This window comes from Streptomyces sp. NPDC002076 (genome assembly GCF_053593835.1).
Genome location: NZ_JBSFDI010000005.1, coordinates 328,790 through 354,755, shown reverse-complemented (window position 1 = coordinate 354,755; position 25,966 = coordinate 328,790). Strand labels below are relative to the sequence as shown.

The window sequence follows — 25,966 nt, the reverse complement described above, 5'->3', positions numbered from 1 at the left end:
CACGGGGTTCCCGGCCCTGCCATGGATTCCGGCTCGGCCCCGGAGCCCTTCTGCCAGGGAGACCTGCCCCGCCACAGAGTCAGGCCACGGCCCGGTCAGTCGTGGGTGCGGCCCTCCTCCAGCCTGTCCAGTACCGCCTGTGCCATGGCTTCCTCTCCCCTGGCGTTGGGGTGTGCCGGGGCGGCGGGCGCGGTCGGCTGGAGCGGCTCTATCCAGCGGTCCGCGGGCGCCTTGCACATGTCGTGCCCGACCGTGGGGCCGTAAGTGTCCACGTACTCGGCCCGGTTCACCCCGGCCACCAGACGCAGCATCAGGTTCAGCCGCTTCTCGGTGTCCCGGAGGTAGGGGAAGTCCTTCTGCGCGAACGGCACCTGCGGGAAGCAGCCGCTGCCGTCGTCGGGCAGCAGGTCCGGGTAGCCGACGACGGCCACGCGCGCGTGCGGCGCCCTCGCGTGCACGGCCCGCAGCACCCGGTCGACCTTCGGCGCGGCCTGGACGATCGCGAGGGCCAGCCGGTCGTAGCCGGACGCCTCGTACGAGCGCTCGCAGGGGTTGCCCGTCGGGTCCTGGGCGGCCAGGTGGGCGCAGGTGCTGATGATCGGGCCGAAGCCGACGTCGTTGCCGCCGATCTGCACCGTCACCAGGTCCGTGTCCCGTCGCACGGCGTCGAGCTGGGGTGCGTTGGTGCCCTGCGCCCGCCACATCTCGGCGGTGGTCGCCCCGGCGCAGCTGACGTCCTTGAAGGTGCTCACCTGACGCCGGCCCGCCACCAGCGAGGGGTAATTGTGGTCGGAGCGGGCGCAGTTGGCGTCCACCTGCTGCGGGATGCCGGGGCCCGAGGTGTAGGAGTCGCCGAGGGCGACGTAGTCGATGCCGCGACCGTGTTCCGCGGAGTGCGCGGAGGCCGGTGCCGTGGCGGCAGCGACAAGGACGCAACCGCCCAGCGCCGCCCCCACCACTGCGGCTCCCCGCCGGCCTCTCGCCCCGCCCGCCGCACCAGTGCCGTTCGCCATGGATCCTCCCCCTGAGGCCGGTTCATCGCACGGTGCCGGCTCCGGGGAGCGGCCCTCGCGCGTTCGACTGGGTCTGTATACCGTCCGGTAGGTCTCGCGGACCAGAAGCGGGAAGCAATGAGTTCAGGCGCCGTTGGGGAGCAGGCCATGGGGTTCGGGTACAAGACGTCCTGGCTCGCGGTGACCGGCGCCACGGTGACCGGCCCCGTCGACGGCTGGGCCCTTGCCCACGGCCGTAGCGATCTCACTCCTGGCCTCGCCCCCACCGGCACGAACCGGGTCGGTGACTGCCACGCCTACCCCTCCGCCTCGGCGAACCCGCCCCAGTCGAGCGGGAGTCCGGGGTCGGGGCTCGTTGGCTCCCGGACGCAGCCGCGCTGTTGAGCGAGAAGCGGGCGGCCCCGTGGTGCGCCCGGTCCGTCCCCTGCGCCGGCGCACGGCACCGGCCGTCGAGGACCTGCCCGTAGCGAACGGCGCGACGCAGCAGCCGAGTTGAGTCGCTGCCGACAGGGGCAGGCGGGTGACCTGCGGGAACGTGTGCGAAGCTGGGGCGGGTCAGCATCCGCACCACGGAGGAGCCCTGCCGGTATGGCCGTCATCCACCACACCACGCTCAAGCCCACCAAGCTCGAGCTGCTCACCGACTGGCTGCCCTCGCGCCCCTGGTACCGCGGTGGGCCGGACGCCCCGGTGCTGACCAAGTCCGGCGGCTTCCGGCTGGACGACCCGGAGGGCGAGGTCGGCATCGAGTTCATGGTGGCCACCGACACCTCCACCCCCGAACCGATTGCCTATCTCGTCCCGTTGAGCTATCGCGGCGCGCCGCTCGAAGGCGCGGAGCACGGGCTGGTGGGCACATTGGAGCACGGAGTGCTGGGCACGCGCTGGGTGTACGACGGCTGCCACGACCCGGTGCTGGTCACCGAGTTGCTGTCGCTGATCCAGGGCAGGGCCCAGGCGCAGGCCCAGAGCATCGACGGCGCCCCCGACCCCGAGGTGATCCGCTCCTGCACCGGCGCCCCCTTCGCGCTGGACGGCTTCGCCCCCGAACCGGCCGACGACCGGACGGGCACCCGCATCCCCGCGCCGCGCGACACGGTCCTCCACGTGCACCGGGTCCTGCACCCCACCCCCGAGAACCCGCCGCTGTGCCCCGAGGGAGCGTTCGGCCATGTGGCGCGCGGCTGGCGGGACCCGCAGGGCACCGCACTGACGGCGGTCTACGTGACGCTGCGCACCGACTGACGGAACCTCCCCACGGAACGCCGCACCCCATCTGGCATGGCCCGGTCAAATCTGGCACTCTCTCGAAAGTCCGGCATCCCGCGCCCTGACCCCGTGAGGGCGCGCCGCACCTCTCGATGCAGCGATCGCGCAAGCCCCGTCAGCGGCCGCCCCGGCGAACCCCAGCCGGCCGGCGGCCATCGAGCAGGCCGGGAATCCCGGCCGCCGCAAAGGAGTAGCGTGTGAGATCGACCCCCCACAAGGTCCTCGGCGCCGGTGCGCTCACCGTCGCCGTGGTGACCGCCCTCGTGCTCCCCGGCACGCCCGCCACGGCCCGGCCGGCCGCGGCACCCGCCGCCTGCACTCCGGCGCAGGTCGTCGGCAACAGCGGCTTCGAGAGCGGGACATCGCCCTGGTCGACGTCCTCCTCCACCGTCATCACCAGCCGCTCCGGCGAGACCGCCCACGGCGGCAGTTCCTACGCCTGGCTGGACGGAGTCGGCAGCACCCACACCGACACCCTCAGCCAGAGCGTCACCATCCCGGCCGGCTGTGACGCGGCCACCCTCACCTTCTGGCTGCACATCGACACGGACGAGACGACCTCCTCCGTCGCGTACGACAAGCTCACGGCCAAGATCGGCACCACGACGCTGGCCACCTACTCGAACCTCGACGAGAACACCGGGTACGTCCAGAAGTCGATCGACGTCTCGGCCTACGCCGGGCAGACCGTCACTCTCTCCTTCACGGGGACCGAGGACTCCAGCCTCCAGACGAGCTTCGTCCTCGACGACGTCGCGCTCGACACCTCCGGCGGCTCCGCGCCACCGCCGGGCGACTCCACGCGCACCCCGGCCTCGCCCTCGTACACGGTGAACCTCAGCAGCGACACGAGCGGCACCGTCTGGACCGGGCACGAGAGCGTGACCTTCGCCAACGCCTCCGCCACCGCCCTGAACGAGGTCTATCTGAGGCTGTGGGACAACTACCACGGCACCTGTGACGCCATGCCGATCCGCGTCACCAACGTGACCGGCGGCACCGCGGGCGCGCCCGCCGTGGACTGCACCGCGCTCAGGATCGACCTGCCGGCCCCGCTCGCCCAGGGCCAGAGCGCCACCATCGGCTTCGACCTCGGCATCACCGTGCCCAGCGGCGCCGACCGGTTCGGCCACGACGGCGCCTACAGCTTCATCGGCAACGCCCTGCCCGTCCTCGCGGTCCGCGACAGCGCCGGCTGGCACCTCGACCCGTACACGGACAACGGCGAGTCCTTCTACTCCCTGGCCGCCGACTTCAAGGTGACCCTGGACCACCCCAGCGGCCTGCTGGTCCCGGCCACCGGCACCTCCACCGACACACCCGGCTCCAGCGGCCGTACGGTGACGACGGCGACGGCGTCGAAGGTCCGTGACTTCGCCTGGGCCGCCGGCCCCTTCACCAAGATCTCCGGTACCTCGGCGGCCGGCGTCGCGGTGAACGTCTACTCCGTGTCCGGCATCAGCTCCTCCAGCGCCCAGTCCATGCTCAGCACCGCCAAGAGCGCCGTGGACGCGCACGCGGCCCGCTTCGGCGCCTACCCCTACGGCGAGCTGGACGCCGTGCTCGACAACAACTACTGGTTCGGCGGAATGGAGTACCCGGGGTTCGTCCTGGACGTGGTCAGCTCCACCGCCCTCACCCACGAGATCGGCCACCAGTGGTGGTACGGCATCGTCGGCGACGACGAGTACAACAGCCCCTGGCTGGACGAGGCGTTCACCGACTACGCCACCGATCTCGCCCTCGGCAAGTCGGGCACCAACTGCTGGAACGGCGTCTCCTGGGCCTCCAGCGCCGAGAAGATCACCAACTCAATGGCCTACTGGGACGCGCACTCCTCCCGCTATTCCACCGTCGTCTACGGCTATGGCAAGTGCGCCCTGCACGACCTGCGCCGCGTCCTCGGTGACTCCGCCATGGCCAAGCTGCTGAAGGACTACGCGACCGCCCACTGGTACGGCGTGTCGACCACGGCCGAGTTCAAGGCCGCCGCCCAGGCCGCCACCAGCACCGACCTCACCTCGTTCTGGACCCAGCACCGCATCGACGGCTGATCGGGCGCGGGCCGGTCGTGGGACGCGCCTCCGGGTGACCACCACGACCGGCCCGTACGCCACCCGGGGGCCACCCATACGGCCCAAGCTCGACCCAGGATGGCTTCGTTGGGCGGTATCCGGGGTGCGATACCGGCCGACACCGGGTCAGATGGGTTCCGTGCGAACCTCCATATCCCTTCAGCCCAGCCGCTCACGCCTCGTCGTCACGGGCGCCCTGACCGGCCTCCTCCTCACCCTGTCCAGTCCCATGGCCCGGCCCGACTCGGTCCCGGGCATTCCCCCGCGCGGCAGCGCGTACATGGGCATGGGCGTCCTCGCCCACGACGGACGCGCCTTCGGCGCAGAGGCCCCGCCCACCACCATCCGCGCGAGCCAGGCCGAAGGCGTGGACGTCGCCGGCTACCAGGGTGAAGTCGACTGGCCGGCCCTGTGGAGCGAAGGCACCACATGGGCGTACACGAAGGCCACCGAGGGGTCGTCCTACACCAACCCCTACTTCGCCCAGCAGTACGACGGCCCCTACAGCGTGGGCATGGTCCGCGGGGCGTACCACTTCGCGACACCGGACTCGGCCGGCGGTGCCACGCAGGCCGACTACTTCCTGGCGCACGGCGGCGGCTGGTCCGATGACGGCAAGACCCTGCCGGGCGCGCTCGACATCGAGTGGAACCCGTACGGCGACGACTGCTACGGCCTGTCCAAGAGCCAGATGGTCGGCTGGATCCGCGACTTCCTGAACCGCTACAAGTCCCGCACCGGCCGGAACGCCGTCATCTACACGGCGACCAACTGGTGGACCGAGTGCACCGGTGACTACTCCGGGTTCGGCGACAACCCGCTGTGGATCGCCCGCTATGCCTCGAACGCCGGGACACTGCCGTCGGGCTGGTCGTCGTACGCCATGTGGCAGTACACCTCCTCCGGCAAGACCGTCGGCGACCGCGACCGCTTCAACGGCTCGACGGACCGGCTGAAGAGCTTCGCGACCGGCTGACCCCGTGCCGGGGGCGCCCGGCACGGGGTAGGTCCGGCGGAGAGGGCAGGATTTGAACCTGCGCGGGCCGTGAGGCCCGACCGTGAGACGCGCTCATTGGTCCCCGATAAGCCACTCCGGGCACCTCTCCTCGTTCCCGGCTCCGGTCTCCCGTGCCGTTCACGAGTACTACGGTGGCACCGGGTGCTGACATCACGCTGACATGCCGGGCTACGCAGCTCCCGGTGCCGCCTCAGGACTCCGTGGCCAGCCGCACCCCCAGCCCGACCAGGACGACCCCGGAGATCTGCTCCGTCCGGCGCCGGACGGCCGGCGCCGCAGAACGCCGCCCACGCGCCCGGCCGGCCAGACCAGCGGCACGTAGCAGACGAGGTCGACCACCACCCAGATCACCGCGAAGGCGAGCAGCACCGGCAGGACGGGGGCGCCGGGCGGGACGAACTGCGGCAGGATGGAGACGGCGAACACGCCCGCCTTGGGATTGGCGAAGTTGGAGACCAGCCCCTGCCCGTACGCCCGCCGCAGCGACACCTCGGCCGGCTCCGCCGGCCGCTCGTGCTCGACGCGGGCCCGCCGCGCCTGCCAGAGGGCGCGCGCTCCCATCACCCGGTCAGCCGCGTCACGTCGTAGGCGATCCGCGAGGCGAGCAGCAGCGCCGAGAGGCCGAAGGCGGCGGCCAGGCTCCACAGCAGGACCCCGCACTCGTTCCCCATGACGGTGGCCATGCCGGTTCTCCGGCCGTTCACCACCGCCCGGCGCAGGATGACGACGGTGCTCGGCCCCGGCACCATGGCGATCAGGAAGGCCGCGCCGATGAACGCGACGAAGGAAGTCGGCATCGAGGCAGCATCACCAAGCCCGGCCGGCGGCACAAGACGCCGTCCCGCGCCCGGTGCTGGGCGGGGCCATGCGCAGGGCCGGCTGAGCGCGGGCGCGCGTCGCCGTCGTAGGCTCGCGGTGTGCCCCAGGTCGAAATCCTTCAGCTGCTGGTCTCCCCGGTGCACCGGCTCGCGGGCCGGCCGGGCGACGGGATGCCCGAACTGCCCTCCGGGGAACTGGTGACGACGGCCGAGGTGCGCGCCGGGCTGGGGCTCGTCGGCGACCGGTACTTCAACCGGCCCGCCCACCGCAACGCCTCGATCACCCTCATGGCCGTCGAACGGCTTCCACAGCCGGGTCCCCACCCGGCGGACCTGCTGCGCACCCGGCGCAACATCCTGCTGCGCGGGGTCGACATCGACGCCTGGATCGGCGCGACCGTCTTCCTCGACTGCGGCACCGGCCCCGTGGAACTCGCGGTGCACAGCGCGGCCCGGCCCTGCGCCTGGATGGACGCCACCCTCGGCCCCGGTGCGCAGCGCGCGCTGCGTGGTGGCGGGGGAGTGCGCTGCCGGCCGTTGACCGACGGCACCCTCACCGTGGGGCCGGCGCTGTTCGGGGTGCGCGAGCCGGGGTCCCGCCCAGGCACCCCTCCTCGCTGAGGCGGTGACACCGGAACCGCCTACCGTGAGTACAGGGGGCCGACCAGGACAAGGACCGCCATGGACCTCCAGCTCAAGGACAAGGTCGCTGTCGTCACGGGAGCGAGCAAGGGCATCGGCCTCGCCATCGCCGACGCCTTCGCCCGTGAGGGCGTACACGTCGTCGCCGGCAGCCGAAGTGTCACCCCGGAACTCGAAGGGCTGCACGAGAAGTACGGCGCCACCGCTGTCCCGGTCGACCTGGCCACCGCGGACGGGCCCCACACACTCGTCCGGCTCGCGGTGGAGCAGTACGGCAGGGTCGACATCCTGGTCAACAACCTGGGTGCCGCGACGCCCCGGCCGAGCTTCCTGGACATCGACGACGCCGAATGGCAACGGATCTTCGATCTGACCCTGTTCAGCGCGGTCCGCACCAGCCGCGAGGCGCTTCCACACCTGCTGGCCGCGGACGGCGGTGCCATCGTCAACATCAGCTCCATCAACGCGCGCCTGCCCTTCCCCGTCGTTGTGGACTACTCGGCGGCGAAGGCCGCGCTGACCAGCCTGACCAAGTCGCTGTCCGAGGAGTTCGCACCGCGCGGCGTCCGGGTCAACGCGATCGCCCCCGGGCCGGTTCGCACTCCGTTCTGGACCGCGCCGGGCGGCTTCGCCGAGGCCACGGCGGCCCAGGCCGGCACCACCGCGCAGGAAGCCATCGATGTCGTCGTGCCGCAGAGCATGGGCATCTCCACCGGGCGGGTCACCGAACCGCACGAAGTCGCCGACCTGGCTCTCTTCCTCGCCTCCCCGCTGGCGGGCAACATCACGGGAGCCGAGTTCACCATCGACGGCGGCCAGGTCAAGACGGTGTGACCGCCCTGCCCGCCCACCGGGCCGGTGTTCCGCCGCTTGGTGCCGGGGCCCGGTCAGGTGCCCGAGACGGCCAGCTGATCGGCCAGCCGGTGGGCCTGGGCGAGCAGGGCGCCGTATGTCGCGACCTCGTCCGGGTCGTCCCTCGTGGCACGCACCAGGTCCCGGCGCAGATCGTCCAGCGTCGCGCGCAACCGCGCCACGGCCGGGCGCAACTCGTCCTCGTGCTCGTCGGACTCGTCGCCGAACCGGCTGTGGCTGTAGAGCCGCAGCGCGTGTGCCGTGTGCCGTGTGCCGTGTGCCGTGTGCCGTGTGCCGCGTGGCGCATGAACTGTGCGTAGCGGTGCGCGAGTTCGGGGTGCGGCCGGGGCGCACGGTCGACTCCACCAGGACCACCGCCACCCACGGCGCGACGAACGCCATCGGAGCGTGCAGCCAGCAGCCCGCCACCGCCCAGGCCAGCCACGCGGCCAGCGCCGCCTTCGCCGCCTGGGCGGCCAGATCGCGCTCCCGTCACGGTCCGGCCCAGGCCCGTGCCACACCGTGCACCGCGGCCGCCGCACCGCGCCACAGCGCCTGCCACGTCATTCGCATGCCGCGGGTGCCACCCCGTACACGGCCGCGCACCGTCCGCCCGCATCGCATACCTCTCCGGGTGACCAGCGGCCCACCGCCCTACGCAGTGCGGTCGGCGGAACGCGAGGGCCGAGGAGGGACCAGGCACCCCGCACCCAGGTCAGCCCGGGCTGGGCGGCGTCCAGTCGGCGTGCCGGAGGAGGAGATCCGCGGCCTGGTGACCGCGGCCCTGCGCTGAGCGGTACGGCGACGGGGGCGTCGGTGGTGGAACCGTGCTCGGACATGTCCCCCTAGAGGCCCTGTCGTCAAATTCCCGCCTGCTCGGCGACGCCTGGCACGCACGCTCGCCGCGTTGCCGAACCGCCCACGTGGCTCCGCCACGAGGGCGCTCCGGCGCCTTGCGATCGCACGCACCAAACGCCGCCGAGCCCGCCCTGCGGGCGGACGACGGGAATTTGACGACAGGGCCTCCACGGTGGTCGATGTGGCCCGGGTCATGGGGGCACCGCTCGCAGCGCGCGCAGCACCGCCCAGACCACCGACACCAGCGGCACGGCCACCACGGCACCGATCACCCCTGCGATGATGCTGCCGGCGATCACCGACACCGCGACGACGAGCGGATGCAGCCGTACCGCCCAGCTCATCACCAGCGGGTGCAGCACATGTCCCTCCAGCTGGCCGATCACGACGATCAGTGCCAGCACGGCCAGCGCGGTCAGCGGTCCCCGCCCGGCCAGTGCGACGACGGTCGCGACGGCGAGCGCGACCGGCGAGCCCACCAGCGGCACGAACGCGGCGAAGAACTCCAGCAGCGTCAGCGGCAGCGCGAGCGGCACCCGCAGCACGAGCAGCGCGACACCGACGAGCACGGCATTGGTCGCGGCCACGATGATGATGCCGCGCGTGTACCCGGCGAAGGCCCGCCAGGCGGCCCAGCCCGCCCGGTCCCACGCCGGCCGGGCGCCGATCGGCAGCAGCTGGTCGCGCATCCAGCGCCACAGACGTTCGCCGGAGTGGATGAAGAACACCGAGGCGAACAGCGCGAGCGCGCCCCCGGTGACCACTTCCACCACCCGGCTCAGCCCGCTGACGGCACGGCTGAGCAGGCTGGACCGGTGGGCGGACAGATAGTGCGTCACCTGGTTCTCCAGCTCGGACAGCCGGCGCGGGCTCAGCCGGAACGGCGGCCGCTGGAGCCACTGCTCGATGCGGTGCACCCCGCCCCGGAACTCACCCGTCAGCCTGGCCGACTCACCCGCCACGGCATTGCCCACCAGGGCGAGCAGGGCCAGCAGCAGCAGGATGCTGCCCAGCAGCGCCACGGCGACGCTCAGCGGCCGCGGCAGCACCCGGTTCAGCAGGTCCGTCAGCGGGCGCAGGACGGAGGTGACGACCAGCGCGAGGAACAGGGCCACGGCGACGAGCTGGAAGCTGCCGAGGATGCTGAAGACGCCGTAGACGACGACCCCGACGAGGATGAGCCGCCAGGCGTAGGCCGCCCCGACCCGCAGCCACGGCACCGTCCGCTCGGCCGCCGGCACCGGCTCGGTGCGCGGGACGGCCGGAAGCCGCACGGTGTACGCCGGCCGGCTGCCCAGCACCCGCCCCCTGCGGCGCCCGCCGTCCGGCCCGGCCGCCCGCCGACGCGCATCGCCCACCACCGCTCCCGGCTCCTCTCCGTCACCCCTGATGACGGTCGGTCACTTGAAAGAACCGTAAGCGCGACTCGCAAGCGGGGCGCGCGCAACGCGTCCGCGCGCGCATTCCCCCGGACGGGGACGTTTGACGGCCGGATCCCCGTCGCCCTACGCGTCGCCGAGAAACGTGACGGTCTCCCCGAGCGGCGCCCGGCCGATCCGCGTGAACGGCGCCGACGGATCCGCGAAGCCGATCGACACACCCGCGAAAAGGATCAGCTCCTGCGGAGCCGACACGACCTCCGCGACCGTCCGGTGATACACCGACCAGGCCATCTGCGCACAGCTGTGCAGCCCCTCGGCCCGCAGCAGCACCATCACCGTCTGCAGATACATCCCGAGGTCGGCCCACTGCGCCGCGCCCATGTCCCGGTCGATGTAGCACAGCAGCAGGCACGGTGCTCCGAAACAGCGCCAGTTCGCGGCGACGGCCGCCCGGCGGGCCTCCGCGTCCCCGCGCCGGATCCCGAGCGCCCCGAGACGCCGCGCGGCCGCCGCGGACCGCCGCTCCCGGTAGGGGACTTCGGCTCCGGTGGATACATCCGGTACTGCCGCTCGTCGCCGGGGTCACCGGCGGCCGCACGCTCGCCGGTGCGCTTCTTCAGCTCGGCCGGCGGGGCGCCGGTGAGCACCTGGACGTGCCACGGCTGGAGATTGCCGCCCGAGGGTGAGCGCGCGGCGGCGGTCAGGACCCGCTCAAGCGCCGCACGCGGGACCGGCTCCTCCGTGAAGGCCCGCACCGCCCGCCGGCTCGCCACCGCCTCGTACACATCCACTCCGCGCTTGCGCTGCACTGACGGAAGCCGGCCGGCGGATGTGACGGGAGCCGGCTCACACGGCCTTGACCAGCTGAACCCGCACGAGGAACACGGCGGGCTCCGCCGCATCGCGGCCGCCGCCGGCAATGGCCGCCTCCAGCCGGGCGAGCTCCGCGGAGGTGCTCACAGGACCTGCACAACCGCCGCGAGTGGCCAGGTCGGCGCGGGGCACCCGGGGAGAATCGTCGGCAGAGGGGATCCTCCAGTGATCACTATCGCCGTACTGCTGCTCCCCGTCCTCACCCTCCTGCTCTTCGGTCTCGACCAGGTCGAGGACCGATGGATCCTGCATCCCCCGACGACCCGCCGCACCAGGCCCCACCGGCACCGCCGTATGAAGGCGGGCCGCCGCTGATCTCCTGCGGGCCGGCTCTCACCGGCTCGTCGACGTGCCCTCGTCCGGGGCGGCGCACCGCCGGTAGCGGACGATCGCCCTGCCCAGCTCGATCCGCTCCGGTTCGGGGAGCGTGCGGCCCTGGACGTAGTCCAGGATGTGCTCGGCGACCGTCCGCAGTTTGGTGTTGGTGCGCTGGGAAACGTCCCGCAGCGCCCGCCAGGCCTCTTCCGGGGCGATCTGCCCGACGACGACCACGGCTCCGATGGCCTGGTCGATCACCGCGTGCGAGGACACCGCGTGCTGCAACTGCTCGTTCTCGGTCACCAGCCGCTCGTACTCCGCCGCGAGCTCGGTCGAGGAGAGCAGAACCAGCGGCCGCTGCCGGGAGAGAGCGAAGAAGGCCATGGAGCACCTTTGCAGAGTGGGAAGCGTCATTGCCACGTCTGCCCTCGACGGGCGCTTGCACACCAATTCAACCAGGCGCCCGCGGCACCGTCACTCCGCGCGGGCCGTGCCGCAGGACATGATCGTCCGTGCACCGGCCCGGCCCCGCCGTGCCGCTCCGGTACGCCGGATTCCGGCCCTGCCGACGCGCGTTCACCCTTCCTCGCCGGTGCGGCCGGCGCCCTCGGCCGCCCGGCCCACCGGCAGCAGGTCGCGAATGTCCCGGGGCAGGGCGCCGGCCATCCGCTCGGTCAGCTCCGGGGCCAGTGCGGCGTCGAGCACCTCCATCACGGCGGCGGCCTCCCGCAGTGCCGTGTCCTCGTCGGTGCCCGCCCGGTCGGCGACGCGTCCGGCGAAGACGGTCAGCCCGAACCGCTCGCCCGACACACCGGAGTCGGACCCGGCCGACGCGTCGGCCGCCTCCCTCATCGCCGCCGCCATGTCCGGCGGCAGCTGTGCGGCCACATGCCGGGCCAGCCCGGACGGCAGCCGCTCCGACAGCGTGCTCACGACGGCGTGTGCGGCCCGTTCGGCCGAGCCCCGGTCCGGCAGTCGGGCCAGCGCCTGCACCTTTCCGATCATCTCGTCGTGCTGCATGAGGCCGGTTCCTTCCTCACGAAGTCCTGACGGTGTGGTACCTCCCCGCCGCGGGCCGGGCAGCAGCCCCCGGCCGGCGGCGCCGCCACCGCTGCCGGCCGGGCCTCCCGTGGCACTCGGCCGAGTACCCGGTCGCCGCCGCCGGTACCCGGCCGATGGAGTCGCGGTCCCGTCGCGGGGTAGGCATCGACGGCGGACCATCGAAGCGACGCCGACGTCGGCGGAGCCGATTGCGAGGTGTCCATGACGGGAGCGGGCCTTGCGGCGCCCCTGTGGGACGTCCACGACGGCCAGGGGATGCGACAGCCGGCCGAGCCGGCGCTGCTGCCACGGCTGATGGAGACCTGCACCCGGCGCGGCTTCCGGATCGTGCAGGTCAAGGTCGAACGACTGCCCGGCCGCACGGACGACGCCGCCCGTGTGCTGCTGGGTCTGGAGGGCGCCCAGGATCCGACCGGGCCGGCCTGGGAGCTGTTCCAGGACGAGGGTGTGCTGGACGTGGCGGTGAGCGCGGCCGCGGAGGACGCATAGCGGGTACGGCCGTCCGCCCGCGCCGCCGGCCCGGCTCTCGGCGGTCCGCTGTTGTCCACGTCCAGGCGTAGGGCAGCCGGTCCGTGACCGGTCAGCCCGCCGAGGCCCCGCACACCGGGCCGGTGAGCCGGGGTGCGGCGGCCCGCCGGATACCGTCGCTCCCCGGTTCGTCGACGACCTGGCCGGCCTCGCCTGCGTACGCACGGCAGTGACCGGCGCCCGCCAGCAAGCTCGTGATCCTTTCCCTGGTCGGCAGCGCGTAGCCCCGGCGCCTGAAGACGGAGCGAGTTGCCCCGGGGCCCGGGGGGACACGCGGCCAAGGGCGGCAGGGCCGCACTGCGGGGGCGGATCGGCGTGGGCGATGCCACATATGACCTGGTTCGCATGCGCGCCCTGAGATGACCGGTGCCGGGCTACCGTTGCGTCGAGCCCTTTCCCCTCGTATCCCGGACGGTCCGGCTGTGCCCACTGATCTGTCCCCCCTCATCGCAGCGACGGCGCGCTGGCTGACGGCCGCCTATCCGCCGAGCGGCGGCGCGCTGGCCTCCGCGCTGTGCGAGGCGCAGGCCCGGCAGGCGGTGACCGTCGCCGCGTGGCTGCGCTACCCGACCGGGATCGACGCGGCGCTGGTCATGATGGCCGGCCCCGGTGGCGCCGCCCGCCTGGACTGGACCACGGGTGCCGAGCGCACCGGCGAGGAGGACGCGGAGGACGACTGGGCCTGGCGGACCTGGGTGGACGAGGTCGTGGCCAGCTGGGCGGCGGGTCTGCTCACCGATCCCGAGCTGGCCGGCCTGGCCGTAGCGGCACTCGCCGAGGGCGAGCACAACCCGGACTCGCCGGCCGAGTTCCGGCGCCTGCTCGCCCCGGACGACGGTGACCGGCGCGCCGCCGCACTGCTGCGGCACCCCGACCTCCTCGCCCCCGTGGCCGAGCTCCACCTCGACCAGCTCCTGGACCGGCTCGGACCGGGCCGTACCGTCGCCGCCTGAGCCCGAGATCCGCGGGACCGGCCCGGTGTCGTATGCCCTCGTAGGGGTACTGCGAAGCTGATCCGTGGTCTGCCGGCGGGCGGCCGGCTCCGGGCGACGGCAGGGAGGAGAGGCCGATGCGCGTGCCAGTCGCCGGCATGGCGGCCCATGCCCCGAGCGCCGCGAGGTGAGGTTCGGCCATGGCCTTCAAGAACCCCGTGTACCGCGGCGGAACCGGACGCGGCCGGTTCGAGCAGTTCGCGGAGTACGCCTCCAACTTCACCAGCTCACCGGTGTTCTTCCTGTTCTGCCTGCTCCTCGTCGGCTTCTTCGTCGCCGCGCACGTCGCGCAACTGCGGCTAGAACTGCTCCTGCTGGCAGGCGAGTCCATGACCGCGGTCACCCTGCTGCTCCTCGCCCTGCTGAAGAACGCCGAGATGCGGGCCGAACACGCGATCCAGCGCAAGCTCGACGCCATCGCCGGTGCGCTGCTGGAGGCCCACGAGGGCGACCGGAGCCAGGCTTTCGAGGAGCTTCGGAACGCTATTCGGATGGAGGAAGAGACCTGACCGAGGCGGACGAAACGGCGCGGCGGTGCTTCACGACTTCGCCGAGAAGCGCAACTATGCCATGTCATGGACATTTTGCTCGTCGCCAGCGCGTTCAACAGCCTCACCCAGCGCGTGTACGCCGAACTGACGGATCACGGGCACCGCGTGGACGTCGTCCTCGCCGCACAGGGCGCCGACCCGGTGCGGGCCGCGCTACGGGAACGGCGGCCGGAACTGGTCATCGCGCCGATGCTCAGGTCGGCGCTGCCCGAGGACGTGTGGCGCGAACACACCTGCCTGATCGTGCATCCGGGGCCGCCCGGTGACCGTGGTCCGTCCTCGCTGGACTGGGCCATCGCCGAGGGGGCGCGGGAGTGGGGCGTGACGGTCCTGCAGGCCGAGGCGGCGATGGACGCGGGCGCGATCTGGGCGGCGGAGCCCTTCCCGGTACCGCCCGTCGGCAAGAGCGACCTGTACCGCAACGAGGCCTCCGACGCCGCCGTCGCCGCCGTCCTCACCGCCGTACGGCGCTACGCCGAAGGCGCCCACAAACCCCGGCCGCAGACCGACGACTCGGTCCGCGTGGTCTGGCGCGACGCGTTCCGGCAGGAGCGGCGGCGCATCGACTGGGAGCGGGACGACACCGAAACGGTCCTGGGCAAACTCCGCGGCGCCGACTCGCAGCCGGGCGTCCTGGACGAACTCCTCGGCCGGGAGGTGTTCCTGCACGGCGGGCACCCCGAGGACCGGCTGCGCGGCCGCCCCGGAGAACTCCTCGCCCGGCGGGCGGGCGCCGTCTGCCGGGCCACCCGTGACGGCGCGGTCTGGATCCCGGAACTCCGCCCCCGCAAGAACTCCGGCGACCCCGCGCCCTTCCGCCGTCCCGCCGTCTCCGTGCTCGCCGCCTGGGAGTCCTCCCTCGTACTCCCGCAGGCCGCCGTCCCGTTGGAACTGCCGTCCGACCGCCGGACCTGGACCGACATCCGCTACCGGCAGCGCGGTGACATCGGCTTCCTCGGTTTCTCCTTCCCGGGCGGCGCGATGAGCACCGACCAGTGCCGGCGGCTGCTCGCCGCCTACGAGCACGCGCTCTCCCGGCCCACCCGCGTCCTTGTGCTCGGCGGGGACCGCGACTTCTTCTCGAACGGCATCCATCTGAACGTCATCGAGGCCGCTCCCGACCCGGCCCAGGAGTCGTGGATCAACCTCAACGCCATGGACGACCTGGTCGAGGCCGTACTGCGCACCACCGACCGGCTGGTCGTGGCCGCGCTCGCGGGCAACGCGGCGGCCGGCGGCGCCATGCTCGCCCTCGCCGCCGACGAGGTGTGGTGCCGCACCGGCGTCGTCCTCAATCCGCACTACCGGCGCATGGGCCTGTACGGCTCGGAGTTCTGGACGTACACCCTGCCGCGTCGCGTCGGCGCGGAAGCCGCCCACCGGCTGACCACCGAGGCCCTGCCCGTCAGCGCCGCGTCCGCCGAGCGGCTGGGGCTCGTCAACCGACTCGTACCGGCCGCGCCCGGCGACTTTCCGGCCGTGGTCCGGAAGCTGGCGGCCGAACTCGCGTCCTCGCCCTTCGTGGACGCGCGGATCGCCGCCAAGGCCGCCGGCCGCGCCGCGGACGACCACGAACGCCCGCTGGTCGGCTACCGCGAGGCCGAACTGGCCCGGATGCACACCATCTTCCACGACCCCGAGGCCCCCTATCACGCCCTGCGCTCGGCCTTCGTCCGCAAGACACCGTCCGGCTCACCCCGGCCCCTGTCCGTGCCCGCCGGAGCCGTCCGGTGACGCCGCGGCTGCTGGTGGCGGGCGTCGGCAACATCTTCCTCGCCGACGACGCCTTCGGGCCCGAGGTGATCCGCGCCCTCGACCGGCGCCCGCTGCCGCCCGCGGTCCGGGTCCACGACTACGGCATCCGCGGCATGGACCTCGCCTACGACCTGCTCGACGGGTACGACACCGCCGTGCTGGTGGACACCGCGCGGCGCGGCCACCACCCGGGCACCCTCTCCCTGATCGAGGCCGAACCGCCCGACGGCAGCGTCGCGCCCGAGGCCCACGGCATGGACCCGGCGAAGGTGCTCGCCCTCGCCACACACCTCGGCGAGGATCCCCTGCCCCGCGTTCTCGTCCTGGCCTGCGAGCCCGAACTGCTGCCGACCGGCGACGAGGATCTCCTGCCGGGGCTCAGCACACCGGTCCGGGAGGCCGTCGGCCGGGCCGTGGACGCGCTGCACACCCTGATCCCGGCCCTGCTCGCCGACCCCGGCGCGCCCGTGCCCCCGTTGGGCCGCCCGATGGAATCCGGGCCCCCCTGCCCGGCTGCGCTGCCCGGCACGACGGGCGGCTGAGCGGAAGATCGGTGGAGCCCGGGGCCACACACCCCGGGCTCCACCGCCGTATCCGAGGAGCAGCGCCATGTGCCGGTCCGACGTCAAGCAGGCAGTCCTGGCGAAGAACGACGACCTGGCCGCGGAGCTGCGCGGCGATCTCACCCGGCAGGGCGTGACCGTCGTCAATCTGCTGTCCAGCCCCGGCAGCGGCAAGACCGAACTCCTCGGCCGGGTCCTGGCCCGCGCGGTGCAGCGGGAGGTGCCGGTGGCGGCGCTGACCGCGGACCTGGCCACCGAGAACGACGCCGTCCGGCTCGCCCGGTCCGGCGTCCCCGTCCAGCAGGTGCTGACCGACGGGCTGTGCCACCTGGAGGCCCGTCAGGTGCGGGCGCGGCTGGCGGGCTGGCTGCCCGCGGACACCTCCGTGCTCTTCGTGGAGAACGTCGGCAACCTCGTCTGCCCGGCCGCGTACGACCTCGGCGAGACCCTGCGGGTCGTGCTGATGGCCGTCACCGAGGGCGAGGACAAGCCGCTGAAGTACCCGACCGCGTTCGGCTCCGCCCACCTGGTCGTGATCACCAAGACGGACCTCGCCGAGCCGGCCGGCTTCGACGAGACCGCCTTCCGGGCGAACGTGCACCGGGTCAATCCGGGCGTGGAGATCGTACGATCCTGTGCCCGCACCGGCGTCGGTGTCGGCACCCTCCTGGACCGCGCCCTGGCCGCCCGGGACGGCGCCCTCCACCGGCCACCCCTCGCGCCGCATCCGCACGGCCACCAGCACAGCGCGCCCGCCCCCGCCGTATGACGGCCCCGGCGACCGGCCTGGTCCGCCGCCGGCTCACGGTGTGCGGCACCGTGCAGGGGGTCGGCTTCCGGCCGTACGTGCACCGCCTCGCCGCCGGCCTCGGCCTCGCCGGGTTCGTCGGCAACACCGGCGACGGCGTGATCGTCGAGGTCGAGGGCCCGGCGGAGGAGGTCGACCGCTTCTGCGCCGTGCTGGCCGAACAGCCGCCGCCCCTGGCCACCGTGAGCGGCATCGCCGGCGAGGACCTGCCCGCGACCGGCGACACCGGGCCGTTCACCATCCGCTCCACCGAGCGGGCCGGCGGCCGCACCCAGCTGCCGCCCGACACCGCGACCTGCGCCGACTGCCTGCGCGAGCTGGCCGACCCGGCCGACCGCCGGCACCGGCACCCGTTCGTCACCTGCACCCACTGCGGCCCCCGCTTCACCATCGCCACCGGGATGCCCTACGACCGGGCGGCCACGACCATGGCCGGCTTTCCGATGTGCCCCTCCTGCGCGCGCGAGTACGGCGATCCCGCCGACCGGCGCTTCCACGCCCAGCCCGTCGCCTGCCCCGACTGCGGACCGCGGCTCACCCTGATCCCGGCCCTCGGCGGCCTGCGCCCGGCCCGGGACGCGCACGCCCTCGCCACGGCACGGGCGCTGCTGGCCGCCGGGCGGATCGTCGCCGTCAAGGGCGTCGGCGGCTACCACCTGGCCTGCGACGCCACCGACGAGCGGGCCGTGGCCGCCCTGCGCGACCGCAAGGAACGCGGCGGCAAGGCCTTCGCGGTGATGTGCGCCGACCTCGCCACCGCCGAGCGGATCGCGGTCCCCACCGCCGCCGAACGGGCCGCGCTGACCGGCGCCCGGCGCCCCATCGTCCTGCTCCGCAGGCGCACTGCGCCGGACGGCCTCCGCCTCGCCGGCCAGGTCTGCCCGGGCAGCCCGTACGTGGGCGTGATGCTGCCCTACACCCCGGTCCACACCCTGCTGTTCGGCCTGCCCGGCGATCCGCCCGGTCCCCGGGTGCTGGTGATGACCAGCGGCAACCGCTCCGGCGAACCCATCGTCACCGACGACGCCGAGGCCCTGACCAGGCTCGCCGGACTGGCCGACGCCTGGCTCGCCCACGACCGGCCCATCGCCTCGCCGTGCGACGACTCCCTGCTGCGGGTGCGCGCCGACGGCACCGAACAGGTCCTCAGGCGTTCCCGCGGTCATGTCCCGCGACCGGTGCGCCTCCCGGTCCCGGTCCGCCCCACGCTCGCGGTCGGCGGCGACCTGAAGAACGTCCTGTGCCTGGGCGAGGGCGACCACGCGTGGTTCGGGCCGCACATCGGCGACATGGGCGAGCTGGCCACGCTGGAGGCGGCCGAGCGAGCCGAGCGGCACCTGACCCGCCTGACCGGTGTCACCCCGGCCCTGGTCGCGGCCGACCGGCACCCCGGCTACCACTCGACCCGCCGGGCCCGCCGCCGCGCCTCCCGACTGGCGGACGGCGCCCTGCGGCTGGTCCAGCACCATCACGCCCACATCGCCTCCGCGATGGCCGAGCACGGGCTGGACGGCACCGTGCCGGTGATCGGAGTCGCCTTCGACGGCACCGGGTACGGCGACGACGGGACCGTGTGGGGCGGCGAGATCCTGCTCGCCGACTACACCGGCTACCGGCGCTTCGCGCACCTCACCCCCGCCCCCCTGCCCGGCGGAGACGCCGGTGTGGCCAATCCCTGCCGACTGGCGCTGGCCCGGTTGTGGGCGGCCGGGCTGCCCTGGGCCCCGGATCTGCCGAGCGTCACAGCCTGCTCGGAGGTGGAACTCGCCATGCTGGAGCGGCAGTTGGAGAGCGGGGCGGCCTGTGTGCCGACGTCCAGCATGGGGCGGCTGTTCGACGCGGTGTCGTCCCTGGCAGGGGTGTGCCACCGGGCGGGGTACGAGGCACAGGCCGCGATGGAGCTGGAGGCGGCGGCAACCGAGGCCAGGGACGCGGACTCGGTGGCGTACCCATTCGCCTTCGCCCGGCAGCGGGAGATCGATCCGGCACCGATGCTGCGCGCACTCCTGGAGGACCGGCGGCGCGGCATCCCCGCACCGGTCCTCGCGGCCCGCTTCCACCGGGGTGTCGCACGGGCCGTCGCCGAGATCTGTCACCGTGCCCGCGCCGCGTCCGGGCCGGCCACTGTCGCCCTCACCGGGGGCGTCTTCGCCAACGCCCTGCTGGAGGAGGAGTGCACCGCGCTGCTGACCGGGGACGGATTCACGGTCCTCCGGCACGGCGAAGTCCCCCCGAACGACGGAGGGCTGGCGCTCGGTCAGCTCATGGTCGCGGGCACAGCAACCCACCACGAGACGGAGTGACCCATGTGTCTGGCAGTGCCCGGCAAGGTCGTGTCCATCGACCGGAGCGCCGACCCCCTGACCGGGCTGATCGACTTCGGCGGAGTGCGCAAACAGGCGTGCCTGGAGTACCTGCCCGATGTCCGGGTGGGGGAGTACGTCATCGTCCACGTCGGCTTCGCCCTGCAGCGCCTGGACGAGGAGTCGGCGCGGGCGTCCCTGGAGCTGTTCCAGCAACTAGGGCTGCTGGACGAGGAGTTCGGGGACGCCTGGGAGCAGGCGGCCCGGCAGGAGAGCGGGAGTGAGGCCCGGTGAAGTACATCGAAGAGTTCAACGACCCCGAGCTGGCACGCCGGCTGCTGGACGAGATCCGCGCCACGGTGACCCGGCCCTGGGCGCTGATGGAGGTCTGCGGCGGGCAGACCCACTCCATCATCCGTCACGGCATCGACCAACTTCTCCCGGACGACGTCGAGTTGATCCACGGCCCCGGCTGCCCGGTGTGCGTCACGCCGCTCGACGTCATCGACAAGGCGCTGGAGATCGCCGCCCGCCCCGAGGTGATCTTCTGTTCCTTCGGCGACATGCTGCGCGTGCCCGGCACCGACCGGGACCTGTTCCGGGTCAAGGGCGAGGGAGGTGACGTACGCGTGGTGTACTCACCGCTGGACGCGCTCGACCTCGCCCGCAAGAACCCGGACCGCCAGGTCGTGTTCTTCGCCATCGGCTTCGAGACGACCGCCCCGGCCAACGCCATGGCCGTCCACCAGGCCCGCCGCCTGGGCATCGGCAACTTCAGCCTGCTGGTCTCCCACGTCCGGGTCCCACCCGCGATCGAGGCCATCATGACCGCACCGGAATGCCGGGTGCAGGGCTTCCTCGCCGCCGGGCACGTGTGCAGCGTCATGGGCACGGCGGAGTACCCGGAGCTGGCCGGCAAGCACCGGGTGCCGATCGTCGTCACCGGCTTCGAGCCGCTGGACATCCTCGAAGGCATCCGCCGCGCCGTCCACCAACTGGAGCGCGGCGAGCACCGGGTGGAGAACGCCTACCCGCGCGCCGTGCGCGAGCAGGGCAACCCGGCGGCCCTGCGCATGCTGGACGAGGTCTTCGAGGTCACCGACCGCAACTGGCGCGGCATCGGACGCATCCCCGCCAGCGGCTGGCGGCTTTCCGACGCCTACCGTGCCTACGACGCCGAACACCGCTTCGACGTCACCGGCATCCGCACCGAGGAGCCCGCAGTGTGCCGCGCCGGCGAGGTGCTGCAGGGGCTGATCAGGCCCACCGAATGCGAGGCGTTCGGGAAGGCCTGCACCCCGCGCACCCCCCTCGGCGCCACCATGGTCTCCAGCGAGGGCGCCTGCGCGGCCTACTACCTGTACCGCCGGATGAACGCCCCGGAGGAGATGAGCCCCGTTGGCTGACCTGACCACCGAAGCGGCGGTCGACCCCGCGCACTGGACCTGCCCCGCACCCCTGCATGACCAGCCGGTCGTCGTCATGGGGCACGGCGGGGGCGGCGCCCTGTCCGCCGAGCTGATCGAGCAGGTCTTCGCCCCCGCCTACGGCAACCCCACCCTGGCCGCCCTCACCGACTCGGCCGTCCTCGACCTGGGCGGCGCCCGGCTGGCCTTCTCCACCGACTCCTACGTCGTACGGCCGCTGTTCTTCCCCGGCGGCAGCCTCGGCGACCTCGCCGTCAACGGCACGGTCAACGACCTGGCGATGAGCGGCGCCCGGCCCGCCTATCTGTCCACGGCCTTCGTGCTGGAGGAGGGCGTGGAACTGGACGTCGTCGGCCGGGTCGCGCGGGCCATCGGCGCGGCGGCGAAGGCCGCGGGCGTCACCGTCGCCACCGGCGACACCAAGGTGGTGGAGTCCGGACACGGCGACGGCGTCTACGTCACCACCGCCGGCGTCGGCCTCGTCCCCGACGGCGTCGACATCCGCCCGCAGCGCGCCCGGCCGGGTGACGCCGTGATCGTCAGCGGCCCGATCGGCCTGCACGGCGTGGCCATCATGAGCGTGCGGGAGGGGCTGGAGTTCGGCGTGGAGATCGCCTCGGACACCGCGCCCCTGGCGGACCTCGTGGCGGCCATGCTGGCGGTCACGCGGGACATCCACGTCCTGCGCGACCCGACCCGGGGCGGCCTCGGCGCCTCCCTGAACGAGATCGCCCGCGCCTCCGGCACCGGCGTCCGGCTGCGGGACCGCTCCATCCCGGTCCCGGACGAGGTCGCGAACGCCTGTGGCTTCCTCGGCCTGGACCCGCTGTACGTCGCCAACGAGGGCCGCCTGGTCGCCTTCGTGCCCCCGGAACACGCGGAGGCAGTGCTGGCCGCGATGCGGGCACACCCGCAGGGCGCCGGCGCCGCCCGCATCGGCGAGTGCGTGGCGGAGCACCCGGGCATGGTAGTCGTCGCCACCGGTCTCGGCGGCACCCGGGTGGTGGATCTGCCGCTCGGGGAGCAGTTGCCCCGCATCTGCTGACGGCCGGACGCGGGTGCGCGACCGGCCCCCCGGCCCCGCCGTCAGCGCGGGGCCGGGACCGGTTCGACCCCCGTGATCTCCAACTCCCGGCCGCTGCGCAGCTCCTGCGAGGGCCGGTCGCAGCGCGGGCACCAGAAGAACGGCGGCATGCCCACCGCGAACTCCTCGGCGCACGGCGCGCAGTAGGCGTGCGCCGTGACCTGCTCGACGACCAGCTCGGCCGTCGCCAGCGCCGTACCCTCCCGGGCCACCTCGAAGGCGAAGTGGAGCGCGTCCGGCACGACGCCCGCCAGCTCGCCCACGCGGACGGTCACCGCCGAGACGGCGTCCGCGCCGTCCGCCCGGGCGAGTTCGCCGGCCTGCTCCACGATCGCGGACGCGATCGACAGCTCGTGCACGGCCGGCTCAGGGATACCGGCGGTTGGCCCGCAGCCCACCGGTCATCCGGTAGATGCGCAACTCACGTACGATTCCGGGGAGTTCCTTGACGAACAGGGTCATGGCCAGGCCACCGATCAGGGCCGCCTGCGCGACGAGCAGCTGACGTCCGGACATCCCGGTCCGTGCGGTCCTTCTTTTCATGCCAACCTCCATGGCGGTCTTGTCCTGCTGTCTCATCCCGGCGAGATGTTCGGCATGTCCTTCACCAGGGCGTCATGCCGTTTCCAGTGGATACCGGTGGAGCGGCGCGCGTCGGAGCTGCCGTCCGTGTGGTGTCCGGGCTGGTGCTTGTACGGGCCCTTGTTGCCCTGGTGCAGTCCGGGCACATGGCTCGGGGTGTCGGGCTTCGCCTGGGCGCGGCCCACTCGGATGCTGCCCATGTCGGTTCTCCTTCCGGGTCCTCAGGACCGTTCGGTCAGCTCCCTGAAGAACTGTTCTACGGCCGGCCAGACCCGGCCGCCACCGGAGAGGCCCCGCCACTCGCGGCGGACCAGGGCGATCATCCGGTAGCAGTCGTCGACCGGCACGATCCAGTGCTCGTCGAGGCCGCGCACGGTGTTCACCAGCAGCGCCTCCACGTCGGGTGCCATGGCGGCGAGCTGCGGAACCGTGGCGGCCAGCCGCTTCCAGGCCGCGGCGTCCACCTCCCACCGCATGGCCCCCGCCGGACTCGGCCCCTGCGCGGTGACCGTGCCGTCGGAGCGAGGTACGAAGAACACCAGACCCACCGGGACGCCCAGCACCGCCGTGTCGACCGGTGGCAGCCGCAGCCGGCGCCGGGGCACGAGCCGGTAGCGGCCCTCGCCCGCCCCGTCGTCGGCGAACAGCACCGAGCAGGGGCCGCACACGCACCGCACCTCGGCGGCACCCGTGTCGTACAGATGGGGATGGTCGACGGCCAGACGGGCGGCGCACAGCTCGCAGACCTCGGCCTCGGCCGTCGCCGCGCGGTCGGCCGCGGAGCGGATGACCCGGGCGAGTGCGCCGTCCATCCTCACCGCGCCTCCTCGGGCACGGTCCGTCGCTCGATCGTGCTCAGCGGTACGAACGCGGGCGCCGCCTTCCGCTGGGCAGTCCCAGGCACCGTCTCCACCTCGGTCAGCTCGGGAGCGACCGCCAGCACCGCCGCCCGGACCGCCTCGCCGACGTCCGACGAGCCGCCGCCGCACCCGGAACCGCACCCGCCGCCGGAGGCCAGCCGCACCCGCGCCACCTGCCCGTCGACGCCGGCCCACTCCAGGTCGCCGCCGCGCTCGCGCACCGCCGGCCGCAGCCGCTCCACCGCGCGGGCGGCCCGGCGCTCCGCGGACTCCGGATGGATGTCGTGCAGGACCAGGAGATGAGCCAGCAGTTCGTCCTCGGCGAGCCGCTCGCTCAGCGGCTCGTCCGCGTGGTCCAGCACCCGGGCGAGGGCCTCGCCGTAGACCTCGGTCAGCAGCCGCACCGCCTCCAGCGCCGGGCCGGGCGCGGATTCCAGCCCGGCCAGGACCTCGTCGAGACGGGCGAGCCGCGCCTCCACCGCCGGGTCGGGGAGCCGTACGGCGGTGTCAGCCATGGTTCGCTCCGTACGTGGGCGAGTGCACGGTGGTCAGGGTCTTGCCCTTGCCCATGTACATATGGACACCACACGGCAGGCAGGGGTCGAAGCTGCGCACGGTGCGCATGATGTCGACGCCCTTGAAGTCGTCGGGCCCGTTCTCCTCGAAGATCGGCTGGCCCTGGACGGCGTCCTCGTACGGGCCAGGGGTGCCGTAGCTGTCCCGGGGGCTGGCGTTCCACGGGGTCGGCGGGTAGGGGTGGTAGTTGGCGATCTTCTTGTCCCGGATCACCAGATGGTGGGACAGGACCCCGCGCACCGCCTCGTGGAAGCCGCAGCCGATCGACTCGTCGGGCACCTCGAAGTTCTCGAACACCTTCGTGTCGCCGCTCCTGAGCATCCCCATGGCCTCCTCCAGGAACTGCAGGGCCATGGCGGCGGCGTAGGCGATGAAGTACGGCCGGGCGCGGTCCCGTTCGAGGGTGTTGCTCCACTTCGGGATGCGCCACTCCAGGGTCTGCTCCGGCAGCCTCTCGCTCTTGGGCAGGGTGATGCGGACACTGCCGCCGGTCGCCTTGACGTACGGCGTGTCGACCAGGCCGCTGAGCGCGGTGGACCACAGCCGGGCCAGCGGACCGCCACCCGTGTCCAGGGCGAGATACTCGCCGGTCTGCGGATGGTGCCAGCGCGGGCTCATCACCCAGCTGTAGTTGCCGCCGAAGTCCCGCTTCTGCGGCACCGGGACCGTGGTCTGGTTCCACGGGTGGCGCATGTCGACGGGGTTGCCGAGCGGGTCGTGGGTGACGAACGGCTGCTCGTTCACCCAGTCCTCGTAGTAGGAGCTGCCCAGCATGATGCGCAGGCCGAGGTTGATGTCGATCAGGTCGTTGGTGACCAGCTTGCCGTCCACGATGACACCGGGGGTGACGTACATCGCCCGGCCCCACTCGTTCATCGTCGCGTAGCGGTAGTCGACGACGTCCGGGTTCTGGAAGGCGCCCCAGCAGCCCAGCAGGATGCGGCGCTTGCCGACATCCTCGTAGCCGGGCAGGGCCTCGTAGAAGAAGTCGAAGACGTCGTCGTTCATCGCCACCGCCTTCTTGATGAAGTCGATGACGCGCATCAGGCGGCTGAGGTAGTCGGTGAAGGTGTTCGGCTGCGGCATCGTGCCGACGCCGCCCGGGTACATCGTGGAGGGGTGCACATGCCGGCCCTCCATCAGGCAGAACATCTCCCGGGTGATCCGGCTGACCTTCAGCGCCTCCTTGTAGACCTCGCCCTCGAAGGGGTTGAAGGCCTTCATGATGTCGGCGATCGTCCGGTAGCCGTGGACGTCCCCGCGGGGCGCGTCGGTGCGCTCGGCGCGGGCCAGGACGCCGGGGTTGGTGGCCTTGACCATCGCCTCGCAGAAGTCCACGAAGACCAGGTTGTCCTGGAAGATCGTGTGGTCGAAGATGTACTCCGCCGCCTCGCCCAGGTTGGTGATGTGCTCGGCCAGCTTGGGCGGCTTGACGCCGTAGGCCATCTGCTGGGCGTAGTTGGAGCAGGTGGTGTGGTTGTCGCCGCAGATGCCGCAGATCCGCGAGGTGATGAACCCGGCGTCACGCGGGTCCTTGCCCTTCATGAACACGGAATAGCCGCGGAAGAGCGACGAGGTGCTGTGGCACTCGACGACTTCCCGGTTGGCGAAGTCGATCTTGGTGTAGATGCCCAGGTTGCCGATGATCCGGGTGATCGGATCCCAGGACATGTCGACGAGCTGGGCGGGTTTGCGTTCTGTGGGCCGGGACTCGGTGGTGGTCATCTGCGGTACTGCCCCTCGCTGTTCGGGTCGGG

The 25,966-nt window shown here is 72.8% G+C and carries 30 protein-coding genes and 3 pseudogenes; 17 read left to right on the top strand and 16 right to left on the bottom strand.

Annotated features, from left to right (window positions below; translation table 11 throughout):
* Positions 1 to 95: 95 nt before the first annotated feature.
* Complete coding sequence (locus tag ACWCQS_RS13740) at positions 96 to 1,013, bottom strand: SGNH/GDSL hydrolase family protein (RefSeq protein ID WP_451004615.1); 918 nt, start codon at positions 1,011 to 1,013, stop codon at positions 96 to 98.
* A 147-nt stretch (positions 1,014 to 1,160) separates the two neighbouring features.
* Between ACWCQS_RS13740 and ACWCQS_RS13735 the strand changes: the two genes are divergently transcribed.
* The 4 genes from ACWCQS_RS13735 to ACWCQS_RS13720 all read left to right on the top strand — a co-directional run bounded on the left by ACWCQS_RS13735 (position 1,161) and on the right by ACWCQS_RS13720 (position 5,333).
* Positions 1,161 to 1,397 carry a hypothetical protein gene (locus ACWCQS_RS13735; RefSeq protein ID WP_451004614.1) on the top strand — a complete coding sequence of 79 codons (237 nt, stop codon included), beginning with the start codon at positions 1,161 to 1,163 and terminating at the stop codon, positions 1,395 to 1,397.
* A 204-nt stretch (positions 1,398 to 1,601) separates the two neighbouring features.
* Positions 1,602 to 2,258 carry a maltokinase N-terminal cap-like domain-containing protein gene (locus tag ACWCQS_RS13730; RefSeq protein WP_451004613.1) on the top strand — a complete coding sequence of 219 codons (657 nt, stop codon included), beginning with the start codon at positions 1,602 to 1,604 and terminating at the stop codon, positions 2,256 to 2,258.
* A 221-nt stretch (positions 2,259 to 2,479) separates the two neighbouring features.
* Positions 2,480 to 4,336 carry a M1 family aminopeptidase gene (locus tag ACWCQS_RS13725; RefSeq protein ID WP_451004612.1) on the top strand — a complete coding sequence of 619 codons (1,857 nt, stop codon included), beginning with the start codon at positions 2,480 to 2,482 and terminating at the stop codon, positions 4,334 to 4,336.
* A gap of 151 nt (positions 4,337 to 4,487) precedes the next feature.
* The gene (locus ACWCQS_RS13720; RefSeq protein WP_451004611.1) at positions 4,488 to 5,333 is read left to right on the top strand and encodes a lysozyme; all 846 of its coding nucleotides are present in this window, start codon (positions 4,488 to 4,490) and stop codon (positions 5,331 to 5,333) included.
* A gap of 37 nt (positions 5,334 to 5,370) precedes the next feature.
* Here ACWCQS_RS13720 and ACWCQS_RS13715 read toward each other — a convergent pair.
* The 3 genes and pseudogenes from ACWCQS_RS13715 to ACWCQS_RS13705 all read right to left on the bottom strand — a co-directional run bounded on the left by ACWCQS_RS13715 (position 5,371) and on the right by ACWCQS_RS13705 (position 6,172).
* Positions 5,371 to 5,463 (bottom strand): annotated as a pseudogene (locus ACWCQS_RS13715).
* Between the two features lie 80 nt (positions 5,464 to 5,543).
* A complete protein-coding gene (locus ACWCQS_RS13710) occupies positions 5,544 to 5,936 on the bottom strand; it encodes a LysE family translocator (protein WP_451004610.1) in 393 nt (130 codons plus the stop codon).
* Positions 5,936 to 6,172, bottom strand: a complete 237-nt coding sequence (locus ACWCQS_RS13705) for a LysE family translocator (RefSeq protein ID WP_451004731.1) — start codon at positions 6,170 to 6,172, stop codon at positions 5,936 to 5,938. The genes ACWCQS_RS13710 and ACWCQS_RS13705 overlap by 1 nt, the downstream gene beginning before the upstream one ends.
* Positions 6,173 to 6,292: 120 nt before the next feature.
* On the opposite strand from ACWCQS_RS13705, the gene ACWCQS_RS13700 reads away from it, so the two are divergent.
* Positions 6,293 to 6,814, top strand: coding sequence for a molybdenum cofactor biosysynthesis protein (locus ACWCQS_RS13700; RefSeq protein ID WP_451004609.1), 522 nt, complete (start codon positions 6,293 to 6,295; stop codon positions 6,812 to 6,814).
* A gap of 60 nt (positions 6,815 to 6,874) precedes the next feature.
* Positions 6,875 to 7,669 carry an SDR family NAD(P)-dependent oxidoreductase gene (locus ACWCQS_RS13695; RefSeq protein WP_451004608.1) on the top strand — a complete coding sequence of 265 codons (795 nt, stop codon included), beginning with the start codon at positions 6,875 to 6,877 and terminating at the stop codon, positions 7,667 to 7,669.
* 53 nt (positions 7,670 to 7,722) lie between these two features.
* On the opposite strand, the gene ACWCQS_RS13690 is transcribed toward ACWCQS_RS13695, so the two are convergent.
* From ACWCQS_RS13690 to ACWCQS_RS13675, 4 genes and pseudogenes are all read right to left on the bottom strand, one after another.
* Positions 7,723 to 7,881 (bottom strand): hypothetical protein, encoded by a 159-nt coding sequence (locus ACWCQS_RS13690; protein ID WP_451004607.1) that lies wholly within the window; start codon positions 7,879 to 7,881, stop codon positions 7,723 to 7,725.
* A 157-nt stretch (positions 7,882 to 8,038) separates the two neighbouring features.
* Positions 8,039 to 8,254, bottom strand: a pseudogene (locus tag ACWCQS_RS13685) (hypothetical protein); the annotation flags it as partial.
* 482 nt (positions 8,255 to 8,736) lie between these two features.
* A complete protein-coding gene (locus ACWCQS_RS13680) occupies positions 8,737 to 9,906 on the bottom strand; it encodes an AI-2E family transporter (RefSeq protein ID WP_451004606.1) in 1,170 nt (389 codons plus the stop codon).
* A 144-nt stretch (positions 9,907 to 10,050) separates the two neighbouring features.
* Positions 10,051 to 10,718, bottom strand: a pseudogene (locus ACWCQS_RS13675) (nitroreductase).
* A gap of 247 nt (positions 10,719 to 10,965) precedes the next feature.
* Between ACWCQS_RS13675 and ACWCQS_RS13670 the strand changes: the two are divergent.
* Positions 10,966 to 11,115: a hypothetical protein gene (locus tag ACWCQS_RS13670; protein WP_451004605.1), complete on the top strand. Its 150-nt coding sequence runs from the start codon at positions 10,966 to 10,968 to the stop codon at positions 11,113 to 11,115.
* 18 nt (positions 11,116 to 11,133) lie between these two features.
* On the opposite strand, the gene ACWCQS_RS13665 is transcribed toward ACWCQS_RS13670, so the two are convergent.
* On the bottom strand, positions 11,134 to 11,502 hold the full coding sequence (locus ACWCQS_RS13665; RefSeq protein ID WP_451004604.1) for an ANTAR domain-containing protein: 369 nt from the start codon (positions 11,500 to 11,502) through the stop codon (positions 11,134 to 11,136).
* Positions 11,503 to 11,694: 192 nt separating this feature from the next.
* Positions 11,695 to 12,138: a DUF2267 domain-containing protein gene (locus tag ACWCQS_RS13660; RefSeq protein WP_451004603.1), complete on the bottom strand. Its 444-nt coding sequence runs from the start codon at positions 12,136 to 12,138 to the stop codon at positions 11,695 to 11,697.
* 243 nt (positions 12,139 to 12,381) lie between these two features.
* On the opposite strand from ACWCQS_RS13660, the gene ACWCQS_RS13655 reads away from it, so the two are divergent.
* The 10 genes from ACWCQS_RS13655 to hypE all read left to right on the top strand — a co-directional run bounded on the left by ACWCQS_RS13655 (position 12,382) and on the right by hypE (position 22,152).
* A complete protein-coding gene (locus ACWCQS_RS13655) occupies positions 12,382 to 12,669 on the top strand; it encodes a hypothetical protein (protein WP_451004602.1) in 288 nt (95 codons plus the stop codon).
* 461 nt (positions 12,670 to 13,130) lie between these two features.
* Positions 13,131 to 13,661: a hypothetical protein gene (locus ACWCQS_RS13650; RefSeq protein ID WP_451004601.1), complete on the top strand. Its 531-nt coding sequence runs from the start codon at positions 13,131 to 13,133 to the stop codon at positions 13,659 to 13,661.
* A gap of 179 nt (positions 13,662 to 13,840) precedes the next feature.
* Positions 13,841 to 14,209 carry a hypothetical protein gene (locus ACWCQS_RS13645; RefSeq protein ID WP_451004600.1) on the top strand — a complete coding sequence of 123 codons (369 nt, stop codon included), beginning with the start codon at positions 13,841 to 13,843 and terminating at the stop codon, positions 14,207 to 14,209.
* Between the two features lie 66 nt (positions 14,210 to 14,275).
* A complete protein-coding gene (locus ACWCQS_RS13640) occupies positions 14,276 to 15,985 on the top strand; it encodes an enoyl-CoA hydratase-related protein (RefSeq protein ID WP_451004599.1) in 1,710 nt (569 codons plus the stop codon).
* Positions 15,982 to 16,548, top strand: a complete 567-nt coding sequence (locus ACWCQS_RS13635) for a hydrogenase maturation protease (protein WP_451004598.1) — start codon at positions 15,982 to 15,984, stop codon at positions 16,546 to 16,548. Before ACWCQS_RS13640 ends, ACWCQS_RS13635 begins: the two co-directional genes overlap by 4 nt.
* A 67-nt stretch (positions 16,549 to 16,615) precedes the next feature.
* Positions 16,616 to 17,338, top strand: a complete 723-nt coding sequence (gene hypB / locus ACWCQS_RS13630) for a hydrogenase nickel incorporation protein HypB (RefSeq protein WP_451004597.1) — start codon at positions 16,616 to 16,618, stop codon at positions 17,336 to 17,338.
* The gene (gene hypF, locus ACWCQS_RS13625) at positions 17,335 to 19,680 is read left to right on the top strand and encodes a carbamoyltransferase HypF (protein WP_451004596.1); all 2,346 of its coding nucleotides are present in this window, start codon (positions 17,335 to 17,337) and stop codon (positions 19,678 to 19,680) included. The genes hypB and hypF overlap by 4 nt, the downstream gene beginning before the upstream one ends.
* Positions 19,681 to 19,683: 3 nt before the next feature.
* Entirely contained in the window at positions 19,684 to 19,974 is a 291-nt protein-coding gene (locus tag ACWCQS_RS13620) for a HypC/HybG/HupF family hydrogenase formation chaperone (RefSeq protein WP_450986896.1), read from the top strand.
* Positions 19,971 to 21,086 carry a hydrogenase formation protein HypD gene (gene hypD, locus ACWCQS_RS13615; RefSeq protein WP_451004595.1) on the top strand — a complete coding sequence of 372 codons (1,116 nt, stop codon included), beginning with the start codon at positions 19,971 to 19,973 and terminating at the stop codon, positions 21,084 to 21,086. The genes ACWCQS_RS13620 and hypD overlap by 4 nt, the downstream gene beginning before the upstream one ends.
* The gene (gene hypE, locus ACWCQS_RS13610) at positions 21,079 to 22,152 is read left to right on the top strand and encodes a hydrogenase expression/formation protein HypE (protein ID WP_451004594.1); all 1,074 of its coding nucleotides are present in this window, start codon (positions 21,079 to 21,081) and stop codon (positions 22,150 to 22,152) included. The genes hypD and hypE overlap by 8 nt, the downstream gene beginning before the upstream one ends.
* 41 nt (positions 22,153 to 22,193) lie before the next feature.
* On the opposite strand, the gene hypA is transcribed toward hypE, so the two are convergent.
* The 6 genes from hypA to ACWCQS_RS13580 are packed head-to-tail and all read right to left on the bottom strand — an operon-like array spanning position 22,194 to position 25,934.
* Positions 22,194 to 22,550: a hydrogenase maturation nickel metallochaperone HypA gene (gene hypA / locus ACWCQS_RS13605; RefSeq protein WP_451004593.1), complete on the bottom strand. Its 357-nt coding sequence runs from the start codon at positions 22,548 to 22,550 to the stop codon at positions 22,194 to 22,196.
* A gap of 7 nt (positions 22,551 to 22,557) precedes the next feature.
* Positions 22,558 to 22,707 carry a hypothetical protein gene (locus ACWCQS_RS13600; RefSeq protein WP_451004592.1) on the bottom strand — a complete coding sequence of 50 codons (150 nt, stop codon included), beginning with the start codon at positions 22,705 to 22,707 and terminating at the stop codon, positions 22,558 to 22,560.
* Between the two features lie 59 nt (positions 22,708 to 22,766).
* Positions 22,767 to 22,973, bottom strand: coding sequence for a hypothetical protein (locus ACWCQS_RS13595; RefSeq protein WP_388629586.1), 207 nt, complete (start codon positions 22,971 to 22,973; stop codon positions 22,767 to 22,769).
* A gap of 21 nt (positions 22,974 to 22,994) precedes the next feature.
* Positions 22,995 to 23,591: a DUF5947 family protein gene (locus tag ACWCQS_RS13590; protein ID WP_451004591.1), complete on the bottom strand. Its 597-nt coding sequence runs from the start codon at positions 23,589 to 23,591 to the stop codon at positions 22,995 to 22,997.
* Positions 23,588 to 24,148 (bottom strand): NifU family protein, encoded by a 561-nt coding sequence (locus ACWCQS_RS13585; RefSeq protein ID WP_451004590.1) that lies wholly within the window; start codon positions 24,146 to 24,148, stop codon positions 23,588 to 23,590. The genes ACWCQS_RS13590 and ACWCQS_RS13585 overlap by 4 nt, the downstream gene beginning before the upstream one ends.
* Positions 24,141 to 25,934: a nickel-dependent hydrogenase large subunit gene (locus ACWCQS_RS13580; RefSeq protein ID WP_451004589.1), complete on the bottom strand. Its 1,794-nt coding sequence runs from the start codon at positions 25,932 to 25,934 to the stop codon at positions 24,141 to 24,143. The genes ACWCQS_RS13585 and ACWCQS_RS13580 overlap by 8 nt, the downstream gene beginning before the upstream one ends.
* Positions 25,935 to 25,966 lie beyond the last annotated feature (32 nt).

What these genes read in the sequence shown, in the direction of transcription:
- ACWCQS_RS13695 (WP_451004608.1), top strand. Translation starts at nt 6,875, where the DNA reads ATGGACCTCCAGCTCAAGGACAAGGTCGCTGTCGTCACGGGAGCGAGC.
- ACWCQS_RS13595 (WP_388629586.1), bottom strand. Translation starts at nt 22,973, where the DNA reads ATGGGCAGCATCCGAGTGGGCCGCGCCCAGGCGAAGCCCGACACCCCG.
- ACWCQS_RS13640 (WP_451004599.1), top strand. Translation starts at nt 14,276, where the DNA reads ATGGACATTTTGCTCGTCGCCAGCGCGTTCAACAGCCTCACCCAGCGC.
- ACWCQS_RS13620 (WP_450986896.1), top strand. Translation starts at nt 19,684, where the DNA reads ATGTGTCTGGCAGTGCCCGGCAAGGTCGTGTCCATCGACCGGAGCGCC.
- ACWCQS_RS13705 (WP_451004731.1), bottom strand. Translation starts at nt 6,172, where the DNA reads ATGCCGACTTCCTTCGTCGCGTTCATCGGCGCGGCCTTCCTGATCGCC.
- ACWCQS_RS13740 (WP_451004615.1), bottom strand. Translation starts at nt 1,013, where the DNA reads ATGGCGAACGGCACTGGTGCGGCGGGCGGGGCGAGAGGCCGGCGGGGA.
- ACWCQS_RS13585 (WP_451004590.1), bottom strand. Translation starts at nt 24,148, where the DNA reads ATGGCTGACACCGCCGTACGGCTCCCCGACCCGGCGGTGGAGGCGCGG.
- ACWCQS_RS13580 (WP_451004589.1), bottom strand. Translation starts at nt 25,934, where the DNA reads ATGACCACCACCGAGTCCCGGCCCACAGAACGCAAACCCGCCCAGCTC.
- ACWCQS_RS13720 (WP_451004611.1), top strand. Translation starts at nt 4,488, where the DNA reads ATGGGTTCCGTGCGAACCTCCATATCCCTTCAGCCCAGCCGCTCACGC.
- ACWCQS_RS13730 (WP_451004613.1), top strand. Translation starts at nt 1,602, where the DNA reads ATGGCCGTCATCCACCACACCACGCTCAAGCCCACCAAGCTCGAGCTG.
- ACWCQS_RS13665 (WP_451004604.1), bottom strand. Translation starts at nt 11,502, where the DNA reads ATGGCCTTCTTCGCTCTCTCCCGGCAGCGGCCGCTGGTTCTGCTCTCC.
- ACWCQS_RS13710 (WP_451004610.1), bottom strand. Translation starts at nt 5,936, where the DNA reads ATGGGAGCGCGCGCCCTCTGGCAGGCGCGGCGGGCCCGCGTCGAGCAC.
- hypF (WP_451004596.1), top strand. Translation starts at nt 17,335, where the DNA reads ATGACGGCCCCGGCGACCGGCCTGGTCCGCCGCCGGCTCACGGTGTGC.
- hypB (WP_451004597.1), top strand. Translation starts at nt 16,616, where the DNA reads ATGTGCCGGTCCGACGTCAAGCAGGCAGTCCTGGCGAAGAACGACGAC.
- ACWCQS_RS13655 (WP_451004602.1), top strand. Translation starts at nt 12,382, where the DNA reads ATGACGGGAGCGGGCCTTGCGGCGCCCCTGTGGGACGTCCACGACGGC.
- ACWCQS_RS13600 (WP_451004592.1), bottom strand. Translation starts at nt 22,707, where the DNA reads ATGTCCGGACGTCAGCTGCTCGTCGCGCAGGCGGCCCTGATCGGTGGC.
- ACWCQS_RS13645 (WP_451004600.1), top strand. Translation starts at nt 13,841, where the DNA reads ATGGCCTTCAAGAACCCCGTGTACCGCGGCGGAACCGGACGCGGCCGG.
- ACWCQS_RS13660 (WP_451004603.1), bottom strand. Translation starts at nt 12,138, where the DNA reads ATGCAGCACGACGAGATGATCGGAAAGGTGCAGGCGCTGGCCCGACTG.
- ACWCQS_RS13735 (WP_451004614.1), top strand. Translation starts at nt 1,161, where the DNA reads ATGGGGTTCGGGTACAAGACGTCCTGGCTCGCGGTGACCGGCGCCACG.